The sequence below is a fragment of the Prevotella ihumii genome, from assembly GCF_900155655.1.
Classification (GTDB): Bacteria; Bacteroidota; Bacteroidia; order Bacteroidales; family Bacteroidaceae; genus Prevotella; species Prevotella ihumii.
Genome location: NZ_LT706987.1, coordinates 1,648,974 through 1,662,945, shown reverse-complemented (window position 1 = coordinate 1,662,945; position 13,972 = coordinate 1,648,974). Strand labels below are relative to the sequence as shown.

The following is a 13,972-nucleotide window of genomic DNA, read 5'->3' as shown; positions in this document are numbered from 1 at the left end:
TAACACGTTCAATGTATGCTGTATCTTGTGCAAAGCTAAAGTCTGCACAAAATAAAGTTATTATTATATATAGAAATCGGTAACTATTCATTTTTTAGTCTATAAAAATAGGTTGCATCTCTATGGACTGCTCTTTACTATTTACAAGGCTTACAAAGTCGGTTTTACTACGAAACGACCGCACTTTAACTTCATTGTTTTTATCCGTATAACGTATTATACCATCTATCGAGATTTGATAAGCCCCTCGTAAAACTTTTTCTGTAAGTTTATTACCATAAAAATTTGTAGAGCTTATAACCTGCTTTGTATTTAAATTCGTAAAGGTTGCCGTGGCTTGAACTCTGTCTATCTGTGTTGCATCTGCACTATTTAGAGTGATAGAAGTTTCTACCATATAGTTTTCCACATCGTTATGACACGATGCAAGACATAAAGACATAAAGACTAAAACTATTATTAAAAAATATTGCTTCATAATTTAATATTTATTTCCAACCCAAAATAAGGTCTTACGCTTCGTCGGATAATAATTCCATTTTGGGTGTAGTTAGGTGTATAATCTAAAAGTCTATTACAAAACATTGCTATATTTAAATGGTCGTTCAGCAATTTCTTTGTTACTTTAAGATTCAAGTTCATTGAGAATGGCACATTATATTTAATATACTCTTTTGGTGTATGATCACGTACAAGGAAACGCAAGTAAGTATCATTTGCGTCCTCTGCTTTCCAATCGTGCAATGCGCCATCGGGCGATATATACTTATCAGGTTCATTGCTGAGTGGCAGACGCTGAGAAGAAGTAAACCAAAGACATTGTGCCGATACAGAAAAACCCAAACGGAGTTTTGGAATGTCGGTATCAAATATGAAGTTGGTATTTGCCATTTCTGTTCTCAATCCATCGTTATCACGATAAAGCCCGACATACTGTATTTGTTTTCCATCCAGAACTGCTGTGGGACGATAGGCTACCACTTGCGAATTGTGGTAGAGCGTACGAAACCATGCACCGTTAATCGTAAGACGAGTATGCAGTGATGAAAAACGACGAGTAGAAAAATTATATTCTAACCCTCGTTTCAGTGTGCGACTACCATTTGAATAGGTTGTTGAGCCAAACAATTCTTGCACCATAGCATAGGGCAAGGTTTGTACATCAGGAGGGGCAACAAGACTATTAGCATTGATACCTGAAGTGTCGAATTGCTTAAAACGAAATGACTGATACACCGTATTGGTACGAAAACCCGACTGCATATCTTCACGGAAAAGCGTTACAGATAGATGGTTACCTGCAAAAGTTACATCTGTACCTACTTCCCACTTCAGATTGCGTGCCGGAGAAATATTTTTATTAACAACATCAAGCACATAAGTACGCACATTGATAGTGCGGAAAGCCTCCACAGGGTGATAATAGCTAAGCTGAACTATGTCCAAATAACGTGGCTCTGGGTAAATATAATCCATCGTAGGAAACTTTGTATGCTGTCCTACACCACCCTGTAATCGTATATGGGTAGCCCATTTACCGATACGAAATTGTGGAAATGTCCACCCTATTTTTACACGAGGATCAACATACCAATGTCCGTGCATAGCATAGTGAGTGGGTAAATTTAGCATCTGATTCATTCTAATACCGCCATTCAGTTCTAATCTGTATCGACCAATAGGCAGTAATAACCGTTCTTCAGCATAAAAAGCAAGCGTATTCATTGCAGGTATAACAGAAAACCTGCGAGGACGCACCGAAGTACCTGTATAAAGAGGTGCTAAGGGGTTAAAACGCTGCCCATCACCGTAATTCTTGTCTAATGAGAAGTCAGTACCCAAAAGCAATGTGTTAGAAATTCTTGCTGAAGGAACTTGCAACTTAGCTTTCACACGTGCAAACAGATTAAAGGGTCTACCCTCCACATCGTGTTGCCCATAATAGGTATAAGGCAAAATATCAACTGTGTGTTCACCCGCTTCAGTAGTGGTAAGTGCAGGCATCATACGTGAAAGTTGCACCAAGCGTAAGCGTGAAACCACATCGTGCTGATAACTTGTAGAGAAAGTCGCTCCAATAAATTTAAGCCACGCATTCTGCTTAAACGAAACATCTAAAGACGAGTTGAATGCAAGGCGATTATAACGTGATTTATAAGTGTCGAGTTTTCCTTGATTAAGGTCAGGGTCGAGCTTTTCATCATCAAACGAACCTCCATAATCAGCATTATTTATCCATTTTATAGTATAAGTATTTCTCTTCCACAACGCACTTGTTCGTGCAGAAAACGTGATACGGGAATAACGTTCCAATGTATTGCGAGGATCGCGGTTGGCATCTAAATAATCAGCACTAAGATTAAGCGTCCAACCTTTTCCAAACTCAATTCCTTTAGAAAGATAGAAAAGCTTGCTGCTCATATCAGCTTTAAAGCGTGCATTCAAATTATGACCACCTCTGCGACGTTCTATCTTTACAAGACCACTCGTTAAATCGCCATACTCCACAGAAGGAATACCACGTACTATTTCTACTTTTTCTATATCATCGGTTGATAAAGCTCGCATATCAACACCCTGATTTGTAAAGTCGCGTTGGGTAACTTTTGCTTCCCACGCTCCAGAAAGATATTCTTTATTAGCGTTAGCAAAAACTGGAGCACCATCAATCACAAAGCTCGTTCCTAAAGAAGAAGTAGCATAATTAGCACTATTAGTAGGCGTTGCTTCACGTAGCCGAATATTATTTGGAGCATTGAGTGAAGGGTCAACAGAGCGTCCACCTGGTAATAATTCCAACAAATCTGAAAAACTTGACGGCTGCAAATGTTCTATTGCTTGCTTGCCTATTGTAGATGCAGCAGAGAGTCCTTTCGACTCCTGTGCCGTAACTACTACTTCAGCCAACGCATTTGTGTCTTCTACTAAATAATAGGTATTGTTATTTTGAGCTTTCACCACCAATGGCTTAAAGCCGATATAACTAATTCGGATAGTTTTCCCTTGAATATTTTTAGCCTGAAACCGTCCATTCATATCAGTTATGGCTACCACATTTTTGCTACTGTCTATCACAATGGCAGCTCCCATAACAGGCTGACGACTTATGCTTTCCAAAACAAGTCCACTCGTAACTTCCTGCGCCCAAGCAATGGTAGTACAGAAAAGAAACAATATAAAAAGAATGCTCCTTGTTTGTTTCATTTTGTAGTCAATCTTTTAAGACTACAAAATTACAATGCTTTTTAGCGTGCTGCAATACTCAAAAGTAAGTAAATTATTCGACTTACCAAGCGAAAGCAGAACACACAAAAATAGAGGTTATGTCGGAAACAAACTACAAATGTTTTTTGAACCAACCTACAATCAAGTCGATAACTGGCTGTTGAAACCAAGGGTCATCACCGTGTCCTGCACCTTCCAACAAATAGAACTCTGCAGGTACATTAAGCTGTTTAAGGGCTTTGTAGAGATGTTCGCTTTGATATTTCGACACCATCTTGTCCGCTGTTCCGTGCATAATAAGAAAAGGTGGAAGATTGGCGTGCAGATGTCCTTTAGGACTTGCCCACAACGCTTTCATAGCATTATTAGGAATGCTTGCAGCTGGCTCTGTGCCGTATGTAATTCCACCCACCAACAATGCTTCAGAGGCAGCTGGCGAGTTATGCCACGTCTGCACTTCTTTTGAATATCCTTCACTGATTGTTTCAAAATTGTAAGGACCGAATATATCGCAACAAGCCTGAACTTCAGACGAATATTCTAAGAAGTCGCCAACATCAAACTCTCGTTCGTTGGCAGTCATCGTAACCAATTGTGCCAAGTAGCCACCTGCCGAATTGCCCATCACACCTATTCTGTTTGTATCTATACCAAACTGCTCAGCGTGGGCGCGCAGATAACGAATAGCAGCCTTTCCATCAATGAGCATAGACGGAAAAGCAAAAGGCAAAGGACGATATTCCACCGCTGCCACCACAAAACCTTGCAAAGCAAGTGCCATACGCACTCTACTCCACTTGCCATAATCTGATGTTGTGAAGCCTCCACCAGGGAAATACACAACACAAGGTTTTGGGTCTTTGGTGTTAGGCATAAAGATTGTCATACGGAGTGAGCGTGTGCCATTGCCAAAATATTGCGCATACACCACTTCATTTATTAGGTCTATGCGAGGCTGTGTTACCTCTACTCGCATCAATCCTTTAAAATGTTCGCCTTCCTCTTCAATCTTTTCAATCATAACCATTCCTTTTCTCTCGTCTACTTTCTATTCTAATCGCATTGGAAGATGTCACGTGTATAAACCTTTTCTTTCACATCTGCCAACGCTTCATCGTATCTGTTGGCAATAATCTCATCACTATCGGCTTTAAACTTATTGAGGTCGTTCACCACCACACTTCCAAAAAACGTTGTACCGTCCTCAAGCGTTGGCTCATAGATTATCACCTTTGCGCCCTTAGCCTTGATGCGTTTCATCACACCTTGTATGGAACTCTGTCGGAAGTTGTCGCTGTTCGACTTCATTGTAAGTCTGTAAACACCTATCACACATTCTTTTTCTACCTTGGGGTTGTAGTTGCCTTGCTCATAATAGTCGTAATAACCAGCCTTATGCAACACTTGATCGGCAATGAAGTCTTTGCGTGTACGGTTGCTTTCCACAATGGCTTGAATTAAGTTTTCAGGCACATCAGAGTAATTGGCAAGCAGCTGTTTCGTGTCTTTTGGCAAGCAATAACCACCATAACCAAAAGAAGGATTATTGTAAAACGAACCTATGCGATTATCTAAACACACACCTTGAATAATGTCCGACGTGTTCAAACCCTTCACTTCGGCGTAGGTGTCCAACTCGTTAAAATAGCTCACACGCAACGCAAGATAGGTATTGGCAAAGAGTTTAACGGCTTCAGCCTCGGTCAAGCCCATAAAAAGCGTAGGAATATCTTGCTTTATAGCTCCTTCTTGCAATAAGGCAGCAAAATCGTGGGCAGCCTTGTCCAATCGTTCGTCACCTTTAGGGCAACCTACAATAATACGATTGGGGTACAAGTTGTCGTATAACGCCTTACTTTCGCGCAGAAATTCGGGTGCAAAGATAATGTTCTGACAATTATACTTTTGGCGAACGCTCTCTGTATAGCCCACAGGAATGGTCGACTTGATTACCATCACTGCCCTCGGATTGACACGCATCACCATTTCAATCACCTCTTCAACGTGTGTTGTATCAAAATAGTTCTTCACCGCATCATAGTTGGTAGGTGTGGCAATCACAACGAAATCAGCATCTTTGTATGCCGTTTCACCGTCTAAAGTAGCCGTTAGATGCAGTTCTTTTTCAGCTAAATACGCCTCAATATAGTCGTCTTGTATAGGTGAAACCCGATTGTTTATCATTTCCACCTTTTCTTTCACCACATCTACTGCCACAACTTCGTGGTGCTGACTCAAAAGAGTAGCTATGCTCAGTCCCACGTAGCCTGTACCTGCAACTGCTATTTTAATGTCGTTTTCCATATCTTTTAGCCAATGTAAGTTGGGGGTTGTAAGCCTTTTTGGGCAAGTTGTATTGGTCAGACAAGTCGGACGAGTCGGACAAGTCAGACTGGTCAGACTGGTCGGACTGATCGGACTGGTCGGACTGGTCGGACAAGTCTGATAAAGCTGACAAGTTCGTAAAACTCTGCCTTAATTCTTAAGTTAAGAAGAGCAACCATTGCCCTATGCAAAGGTACACAAAATCTTTAAACCTTGCTTAATAATAACATAAAAACCTATATACAGTCCCCCTCTTGAAACTCAAAAGAGGTCTGTATACAGGTTTTATTATCTTATTTTTATGTCAGTGCGTATTAACCGCAGTGATAGAAACGCTTAACGAGTTCGAACACACCCTTCTCGTTGTTCTTCAATTCTTCACGGAGAGTGCGGTCATCAAACTTGCGCAATTCAGCGATGATACCATCAATCATAGCTGGAGAGAATACATTGTACTTCTCGTAAACTGCACGTTGGCGTTCCAAGCAGTCAGCAGATGCAACACAGCTATCTGGCAACTGAGCCAACTTAGCGTAACGCTCTGCATTCTTAGCGTCGTGGATGTCTCCATCAGCGAATGTAGCATCAGCCACTTCGAGTGCATCTTCGATTTCGAAACCGTGACGGCAAGCAACACAAAGACCTGCCAAGAGCTGATAAACGTCAGCAGAAGCGTCTGGTGAACGCATTTCAACAGTCTGCTTGATGCTATAATCGCGAGCTGTTTCAGCTTCGATTGGGTTAGCCTTATGGCACATATCTTCGCCTGATGTCCAACCGAGAGGTACACGAACGAGTACAGAACGATTGCTCATACCCCAACATACGTTTGTAGGAGCTTCCTGATGAGGAACGAGACGGAAGTAAGAAGTAGGGTTCTTGTTACCAAAGGCAGTGATACTTTCAGCCAACTTCATCATACCTGCAATAGCGCGGCGTGCGTTTTCAGAAAGCTTGTTGCCATCGAGCATAAGGTTCTTGCCGTCCTTCATAATGCGCATGTGAATGTGCATACCAGAACCAGCCTTGCCCACTGTAATCTTTGGAGCGAATGTAATATCGTAGCCTTCAAGGTAAGCGAGGTTACGGATAATCCACTTAGCGATGAGCAATTGGTCAGCGCAATCGTTAGCTGCAACTGGTAAGAACTCTATTTCGTTCTGCTCGAAGCACTTACCTTCTTCAAAGAAAGTACCTACCTCAGAGTGACCGTACTTAATCTGACCACCACATTCAGCGATGAGCTTCATACAGCGTGTACGGAAGTCGTTAGCCTTAGCAAATGGTGCGCTTTCGTGATAACCCTTCTGGTCTGTAGCTTCAAATACGTCTTCTTCTGGGCTGATAACGTAGTATTCCAACTCGCCCATAGCTTGGAACTCCATACCTGTAACATCTGTGAAAGACTTCATAGCCTTGCGCAATGTGTATTCAGGAGCTGACTCTAATGGCTGACCATCGCGGTTGAAGAAAGAACAAAGCATACACAATGTTGGTATTTCTTCGAATGGGTCCATAAATGCTGTTGAGAAACGTGGCATTACATAGAGGTCGCTGCTACTAGCCTGAATAAAGCTGAAGAGTGAAGAACCGTCTACACGCTCACCTGAAGTGAGGATAGTTTCGAGATACTCAACCGAGTTGAGCATAAAGTTCAAAGTCTTCAAACGACCGTCACCAGCAGGGTACATAAACTTAACCATCTTGATGTCAAGTTCTTGAACCAACTGCATAATATCAGCCTTTGTAAACTCTTTAGAAGATTTCTTTAATTGTGCTTCTAACTTGTTAGCATAGATCACAAATGAGTGATTTTCCATAATTGATAGTACATTTAAGTTTTCAGTTATTATCTTTTGCAAATTTAGGAAATATATTTATTACAACCTAATTTTTTCGATGGATTTTTTAGAAGATTTGAAACTATTTGCTTTTTTCTTTCAAAAAGCATATAGAAAGCATACTATACCTATTTTAATGTATATATAGGTGAGTTGTATTACAAAATGGTTATAGAAATAGGAATTAATGGGTAAAAACAACGTAGCTCATTAACCTATCTTCAAACTCATAACGCAGAAATAAAAGGCAACTTTAAATTGCTTAAACCCAAATCGGTCGTTAGACTTCTTCGAGATTTGCGAGCTTATTTTGAGCTCTTTTCGTTTGTTTTTGAAGACGTTTAGCGAGCTAAACAACTGAAAAAACAAACGAAAAGAGCCAAAATAAGGTGCAAAGACGAAGAAAAGCATAACAGCTAAACGCTTTAAAAAGCCTTTGCGGGCTAATGACCTATTTGGGTTAAGCTGCCTTTCCGTATATCTTTTCTATAGTTCAATGTAATCTATTCTGCCACCACTCTTAAATATTGGTTCAGCAGCCATTCTTTTTGCTCGGCTATCGTTACGTTGCTATTGTCAAGAACGATGGCATCGTCAGCCTGTCTGAGTGGAGAGGTTTCACGATGCGAGTCGATATAGTCGCGCTCTTCTACATTCTTTAAGATGTCAGCAAAATTGGCTTCCATACCCTTAGCACATAACTCGTCATAGCGGCGGCGCGCACGTACTTCGGCAGAAGCTGTAACAAAGACCTTGAGTTCGGCATTAGGGAAAACCACCGTACCTATGTCTCTGCCGTCCATAACGATACCTTTTGCCTCACCCATCTTTTGTTGTTGAGCCACCAAGGCTGTACGCACAAAAGGCACAGCTGCAATAGGACTAACGTGTGCCGAAACTTCCATCGTGCGGATAGCCTGTTCTACATTTTCGTCATTGAGATAAGTATCGGGCTTGCTCGTTTCTTGGTTGAGTTGGAAACCGATGTTTATGTCTTTGATGCTTGCTTCAAGTTCGTCCAACTTGATGCTTCCATCTTCGTTGAACAGACCGTTGCGCATAGCATAGAGCGTTACCGAGCGATACATTGCTCCCGTGTCTACATAAATATAACCTATCTCACGTGCCAAATCCTTTGCCATTGTGCTTTTTCCACACGATGAATGGCCATCTATAGCTATTATTATTTTCTTCATTGTTCTGATTTTTAAAGAGGGATAAGCAGATGATTAGCATTGTCGGAATGGTCGGACAAGTCAGACTTGTCAGACCCGTCCGACTTGTCAGACAAAACTATTACCCCCCATATTTTAAAGTGTGTAAGCCAAATTTACCAATATAGAGTTGCTTGCTGCGTGATATTTACCGTATGCAAGGTTTAGTTTGAAACGTTCAAGATTCAATCCTGCACCGAAGCTAAAACCAGCTCCGTGTGTACTCTCCTCATATCCTCGCCCTATTTTCATTTCGTCAGCCTTGCGGAAGTTATACCCACCGCCTATCCAAATGCTTTCCGAAAGCAGTATATCCGCACCGAGGTTGAGGTGATTGATAAAGCGGTAGTCGTAATGGGTAAGGTCTACTAAGGTGAGCGACACACGCACAGGGAGAGCAGCCAACGTTTTGCTCATACCTACCTGAACATCTAACGGCATTTTGCCAAAGTCGTCTTTATACGCCTTAACCTGTCCACCCAAATTCTTTGCCACAGCAGATATTGACAGTTCTTTATCCTCATCGTAATAATTCAACCCCAAGTCTACACCCACCGCCATACTGTTGTACGAACCGAGATACGAAGTGATGAATTTTGCAGTGATACCGCCCACAAGATTGCGTGCCAAGGTGTACGAAAAAACGCCTTCCACCGCTATTTCACTCGCACTAAACTCGCCTGTCTGCACATTGTTGGCGTCTACCTCCTTCATCTTGCCATAGTTCATATATTGTATGCCTCCGCCCACAGTTATCTTTTCTTTAATAGCCTTTGTGAACGATGCGCCCATATAGTTGGCTCCCTTCATATAGTTCATATAACTTAGCCCTATGGTCATATCGCTTACCGATGCTGCCAAAGCAGGGTTAGAGAACATCAGCGCTGGATCGTCTTCTATGATGGTTATGTTTTCGCCACCCAAAGCAGCTGCGTGTGCACTAATGGGCAAGCGCAAGAAGTTGTATTCAGTCTGACTTTCTTGTGCCAAAGTCATAGCCGAATATCCTGTAAGGAGGAGAGAGAAAAGGAGCTTTTTCATTTAATGTACTTTAATTTATCGGCAAAGATACATCTTTTTCCGAATATCTTATTAATTTTGTCTACCGATTGTGCAGTTTTTCAACGAACTTCTGCTATCGGCAAGCTCATATTTACTGCTTGTTTCTCATTAATAACGAGAAATGACAATATTTAGTGTTTAAGCGTGGAAATAAAGAAATCAAAAAGTGCAGATTTAGAAAACAAACGCTGGATAGGCTTTGTTTTGGGTCTCATTGTAGCCTCGTCCATCTTTTATGTAGCGATGGAATATTCAATAGGGGGCGACAGTGAGGACGATAAGGCTATGGACTTGAAAAAAGAACTCGTCTTAAACAACCAAGATATGATGCCTGCCATAGACGAACAAGACCTTGCAAAGGAACAGAAAGACGAAAAGCCCACTATGGAGGATATGCTAAACCTAAAGCGCAGCGACACACCGCAAAAGGTTACACCACACGAGGTGGGCAACACCACATCGAACGATGAAAAGACCACTGCACCACAAGTGAGAGATGTAGCCTTAACCACAACCAACACTGCTGCCCTGCCCGACCCTCCTAAACCCATAGAGGAAATAGCCAAAGAGGTGAAAAACAAGTTTACCGATGATGATGCAGAAGAAAAGGTGGAACGAGTGGACGATAAAGTAAACAAACACATTCTTTCGCAAACCCCTACTCCGCCAGGTGGTTGGAGCAACTTTGTTGTGTGGCTTACCAAAACTATAAAATATCCACCCACTGCCATAAAGGCAAACCAACAGGGCGTTGTTAACGTTACATTCATCATCAATGCCGACGGCACAGTGAGTGATGTAAAGGTGAAGAAGGCCAAAAACACCGCCTTCGACTTAGAAGTGTTACGTGTGGTACGCACAATGGGCAGATGGAAACCCGCAAAGGAACACAATAAACCTTGTAGGTCGCTCGTAGAAATACCTATTGTGTTCCAAATAGCATAAGCTATCTCCTTGCATAATCTACTCTTTATACACATCTCTGTTTAACCCAAATCGGTCGTTAGACGAGTCGGACGTGTCAGACAAGTCAGACGGGTCGGACGACCGATTTGGGTTAAACAGAGTTGTGTATAAAGAGTAGTTGCGTAACCGCTTACAACCTTTATCTATTTCTCACTTATTCTTTTCTATTTTTACCAAATAGCTTTCCTAATTGTTAAATTCACCCTTCATATTTTGCGTATTTACCAACTAAAAAGATTTTGTACGAGAATAGAGCCTCTTTTTACGTGCAACTGTAACTTATTGATACACTTATTGTTATACAATAGTAAGCGAAAGTGTGCAAAAATAAGACTTTTAAATCAAGTAAATATAGAACTATAAAAAAGCAGAAACAAACAGAAAAAGAGCCTTTTCTTGATATTTCAGCAGTCCAAAGTTCAATGCTAAGCAGCTCAAAGTTGAACTTTGACACCGCAATACATATATGTTTGACATTGTCAAAGATAAACTTTGACAATAGCAAACCTTAAAATCGGACTTTCAGAACCATATAAGAGAATAATAAAACAATGCTGTTTCGCAGATTTAAATGTTAAAACGCACAACTGCTAAAACAAGTTACATCAACCCAAAACTTATCACTAAGAACAACAGCTTGCAAATCAGCAAAATAGAACGAGCAGCATAAAAACCATCACACCTTTTTTATATAAGCGTACAATATTATAAAAAGATTTTCGTTATAAATAAAACCCACAATTAGACATTGGCTTATATGCCGTTTAATTGGGAAAACAGAAATTTTAAAAAGCGAAATATCAATACCGAATATAATATGCTGACATCAGACGAACTTCTCAAAATCGTAAACCATTATTTGGATAGTCTACCTTACACCCGTAAGCCCTCAACCCTGTACGAGCCTATAAAGTACGTGCTCGATTTGGGTGGAAAGCGTATTCGCCCTATCCTTATGATGCTTAGCTATAATCTTTATAAGGACAATCCCGAAGCGATACTTTCGTCGGCTTGCGCCTTAGAAACTTATCACAACTACACCTTGTTGCACGACGACCTAATGGACGAAGCTCCTTTGCGCCGTGGTCAGCAGACAGTGCATAAGAAATGGAACGACAATCAAGCTATTCTTTCGGGCGACTCGATGCTCGTATTGGCTTACGAACGTTTGGCTAAATGCGACAGCAAGCACCTTGAGGCTTGTTTGGCTTTGTTTACAGAGACGGCATTGCAAATAGGCGAAGGACAACAATACGATATGGCATTTGAAAATCGTTCGGACGTAACCGTGGAGGAGTATATCGAAATGATACGCTTAAAGACAAGTGTGCTTCTTGCTTGTGCTATGAAGATGGGGGCTATATTAGCCGATGCAAGCAAGGAAGATGCCGACAACCTTTATAAATTTGGCGAGCAGATAGGCTTGGCGTTCCAATTGCAGGACGATTATTTGGACGTGTATGGCGATGCAAAGGTGTTTGGAAAAAAGATAGGTGGAGATATTACTTCCAACAAGAAAACCTATATGCTCATCACAGCCTTTAACGAAGCTAACGAGGTGCAGCGCAAGGAATTGGAAACGTGGATTGGAAAGAAGGATTTTGATACCGAAGAAAAGATTGCAGCCGTAACCAAACTCTACAACGATATAGGCATAGACCGCATGGCCAAAGAGAAAATGGACTTCTACTACGAGCAGAGCAAGAAATATCTTGACGCTGTGGCTATTGCCGAAGATAGAAAAGAGGAGCTAAAGGCTTATGCGGCAGCAATGATGAAACGCCAGAAGTAAAGTTTGGTTTCTTTCCTTTAGTTTCGAAAGTACCCAAAGAATGATGTAAAAAGTTCGTAAAAGATGCCTTATCGCCGACTTCCCAAAACCGATGCCGCACGCTTAAAGTCGATTAGAACGCTGTTGGACAATAGCGAAATCTACACCGTAAGAAATAGATTTATCGATTGGAAGTTGCTCAATCGCGCCCAACCCTTGCACGACCGCTTGTTGACAGCCACCGAACAGTATCGTATTTCGATGGCGTCGCAGGTGCGCAATGCCAAAAAGATGGACGGGTTGCAGCGCAGAGCCGTAATGTATCTTAGCCATTTCATACAGGTGCTGCTGATGTCGGTAGAGCGTGGCGAAATAAAACGTAGCCAATTGGCTCTATACGGACTGAGCGAAGAAGCCACAGCCCTCCCTAATCTGAAATCGGCAGAGGGATTAATGGAATGGGGAACAAAGATAGTAGAGGGCGAAAAGGCTCGGCTAAAAAAAGGTGGGCGACCCATTTATAATCCTTCCATAGGTATGGTTTCTACCCATTTCGATATATTTAGCGAGGCTTATACAGCACAAAAACGTATGCAGCAACGTACACAAAAGACGTTGCAGGATATGTCGAAACTTCGTCCTGAGATAGACGAATTATTGTTAGAACTGTGGAACGTGATAGAAGCTCACTTTGCAGAATTGCCACCCGAAACAAGGTTTCAAGAGTGTAGGAAGTTTGGCATCGTCTACTATCACCGTCGCCACGAAGACCCAAAGTATTGATAAATTATGATAATAGATACCCATATTCACCTTGATGGTGAGGAATTTAAAGACGACCTTTCTGCAGTGGTAGAGAGGGCTAAGGAGGCTGGTGTGGAAAAGGTTTTTCTGCCTGCCATAGACGCAAACTCGCTTGATAGCATCGCAGCGGTATGTCGCCAATTTCCCAACTATGCTTATCCTATGCTCGGACTACACCCCGAAGAGGTGAAAGCCGATTATGAAGAGGTGCTAAAAAACATTCACACCGCCATCATAGAAAGCAAAGACTGTATTGCTGTGGGCGAAGTGGGGTTAGACTTTTATTGGTCGCGCGAGTTTGAAAAGGAGCAGCTTCTTGCCTTTGAAGAGCAGGTGAGATGGTCTGTGGAAACAGGTTTGCCACTGATGATACACTGCCGTAAGGCGCAAAACGAGATGGTAAACATCTTGAAAAAGTATAAAGACAAACTTCACGGAGGCGTGTTCCACTGCTTTACGGGCAATGAAAAGGAGGCTGCAGAACTGCTTGCTTTCCCTGATTTTGTGTTGGGTATCGGTGGTGTGCTTACATTTAAGAAGTCGAACCTCCCCGAAACGCTCAAGAGCGTACCGCTAAACCGCATTGTACTTGAAACCGATGCACCTTATATGGCACCTGTGCCAATGCGAGGCAAGCGCAACGAAAGTGCATTTCTTGTACACATCGTAGCACGATTGGCAGAGGTATACGGCGTGAGCGAGGACGAAATAGCACGCCAAACTTCGGAAAATGTAGCACGAGTGTTCGGCGTGTGAACATAGAA

12 protein-coding genes are annotated in these 13,972 nt (G+C 41.9%); 4 read left to right on the top strand and 8 right to left on the bottom strand.

The window, feature by feature from the left end; translation table 11 throughout:
- Nucleotides 1–94: 94 nt before the first annotated feature.
- The 8 genes from CZ367_RS07565 to porQ all read right to left on the bottom strand — a co-directional run bounded on the left by CZ367_RS07565 (nt 95) and on the right by porQ (nt 9,646).
- Nucleotides 95–478, bottom strand: a complete 384-nt coding sequence (locus CZ367_RS07565) for a hypothetical protein (protein ID WP_077196372.1) — start codon at nt 476–478, stop codon at nt 95–97.
- Nucleotides 475–3,204 (bottom strand): TonB-dependent receptor, encoded by a 2,730-nt coding sequence (locus CZ367_RS07560; RefSeq protein WP_077196371.1) that lies wholly within the window; start codon nt 3,202–3,204, stop codon nt 475–477. The genes CZ367_RS07565 and CZ367_RS07560 overlap by 4 nt, the downstream gene beginning before the upstream one ends.
- 133 nt (nt 3,205–3,337) lie before the next feature.
- A complete protein-coding gene (locus CZ367_RS07555) occupies nt 3,338–4,246 on the bottom strand; it encodes an alpha/beta hydrolase (protein ID WP_237581589.1) in 909 nt (302 codons plus the stop codon).
- 32 nt (nt 4,247–4,278) lie between these two features.
- On the bottom strand, nt 4,279–5,529 hold the full coding sequence (locus CZ367_RS07550) for a nucleotide sugar dehydrogenase (RefSeq protein ID WP_077196369.1): 1,251 nt from the start codon (nt 5,527–5,529) through the stop codon (nt 4,279–4,281).
- A complete protein-coding gene (locus CZ367_RS15875; protein ID WP_154669301.1) occupies nt 5,513–5,683 on the bottom strand; it encodes a hypothetical protein in 171 nt (56 codons plus the stop codon). Before CZ367_RS15875 ends, CZ367_RS07550 begins: the two co-directional genes overlap by 17 nt.
- Nucleotides 5,684–5,864: 181 nt before the next feature.
- Nucleotides 5,865–7,370, bottom strand: a complete 1,506-nt coding sequence (locus tag CZ367_RS07545; RefSeq protein ID WP_077196368.1) for a glutamine synthetase family protein — start codon at nt 7,368–7,370, stop codon at nt 5,865–5,867.
- Nucleotides 7,371–7,894: 524 nt separating this feature from the next.
- Nucleotides 7,895–8,587, bottom strand: coding sequence for a (d)CMP kinase (cmk, locus tag CZ367_RS07535; protein ID WP_077196366.1), 693 nt, complete (start codon nt 8,585–8,587; stop codon nt 7,895–7,897).
- Between the two features lie 114 nt (nt 8,588–8,701).
- Nucleotides 8,702–9,646 (bottom strand): type IX secretion system protein PorQ, encoded by a 945-nt coding sequence (gene porQ / locus CZ367_RS07530; protein ID WP_077196365.1) that lies wholly within the window; start codon nt 9,644–9,646, stop codon nt 8,702–8,704.
- 165 nt (nt 9,647–9,811) lie between these two features.
- Between porQ and CZ367_RS07525 the strand changes: the two genes are divergently transcribed.
- From CZ367_RS07525 to CZ367_RS07510, 4 genes are all read left to right on the top strand, one after another.
- Nucleotides 9,812–10,612: an energy transducer TonB gene (locus CZ367_RS07525; protein ID WP_077196307.1), complete on the top strand. Its 801-nt coding sequence runs from the start codon at nt 9,812–9,814 to the stop codon at nt 10,610–10,612.
- A gap of 838 nt (nt 10,613–11,450) precedes the next feature.
- Entirely contained in the window at nt 11,451–12,425 is a 975-nt protein-coding gene (locus CZ367_RS07520) for a polyprenyl synthetase family protein (RefSeq protein ID WP_077197396.1), read from the top strand.
- Between the two features lie 63 nt (nt 12,426–12,488).
- Nucleotides 12,489–13,187 carry a hypothetical protein gene (locus CZ367_RS07515; RefSeq protein ID WP_077196306.1) on the top strand — a complete coding sequence of 233 codons (699 nt, stop codon included), beginning with the start codon at nt 12,489–12,491 and terminating at the stop codon, nt 13,185–13,187.
- Nucleotides 13,188–13,193: 6 nt separating this feature from the next.
- Nucleotides 13,194–13,964, top strand: coding sequence for a TatD family hydrolase (locus CZ367_RS07510; protein WP_077196304.1), 771 nt, complete (start codon nt 13,194–13,196; stop codon nt 13,962–13,964).
- Nucleotides 13,965–13,972: the final 8 nt, after the last annotated feature.

Excerpts from the sequence above, each read along its gene's own strand:
- CZ367_RS07565 (WP_077196372.1), bottom strand. The coding sequence starts at position 478 with ATGAAGCAATATTTTTTAATAATAGTTTTAGTCTTTATGTCTTTATGT.
- CZ367_RS07560 (WP_077196371.1), bottom strand. The coding sequence starts at position 3,204 with ATGAAACAAACAAGGAGCATTCTTTTTATATTGTTTCTTTTCTGTACT.
- CZ367_RS07555 (WP_237581589.1), bottom strand. The coding sequence starts at position 4,246 with ATGATTGAAAAGATTGAAGAGGAAGGCGAACATTTTAAAGGATTGATG.
- CZ367_RS07550 (WP_077196369.1), bottom strand. The coding sequence starts at position 5,529 with ATGGAAAACGACATTAAAATAGCAGTTGCAGGTACAGGCTACGTGGGA.
- CZ367_RS07545 (WP_077196368.1), bottom strand. The coding sequence starts at position 7,370 with ATGGAAAATCACTCATTTGTGATCTATGCTAACAAGTTAGAAGCACAA.
- cmk (WP_077196366.1), bottom strand. The coding sequence starts at position 8,587 with ATGAAGAAAATAATAATAGCTATAGATGGCCATTCATCGTGTGGAAAA.
- porQ (WP_077196365.1), bottom strand. The coding sequence starts at position 9,646 with ATGAAAAAGCTCCTTTTCTCTCTCCTCCTTACAGGATATTCGGCTATG.
- CZ367_RS07520 (WP_077197396.1), top strand. The coding sequence starts at position 11,451 with ATGCTGACATCAGACGAACTTCTCAAAATCGTAAACCATTATTTGGAT.
- CZ367_RS07515 (WP_077196306.1), top strand. The coding sequence starts at position 12,489 with ATGCCTTATCGCCGACTTCCCAAAACCGATGCCGCACGCTTAAAGTCG.
- CZ367_RS07510 (WP_077196304.1), top strand. The coding sequence starts at position 13,194 with ATGATAATAGATACCCATATTCACCTTGATGGTGAGGAATTTAAAGAC.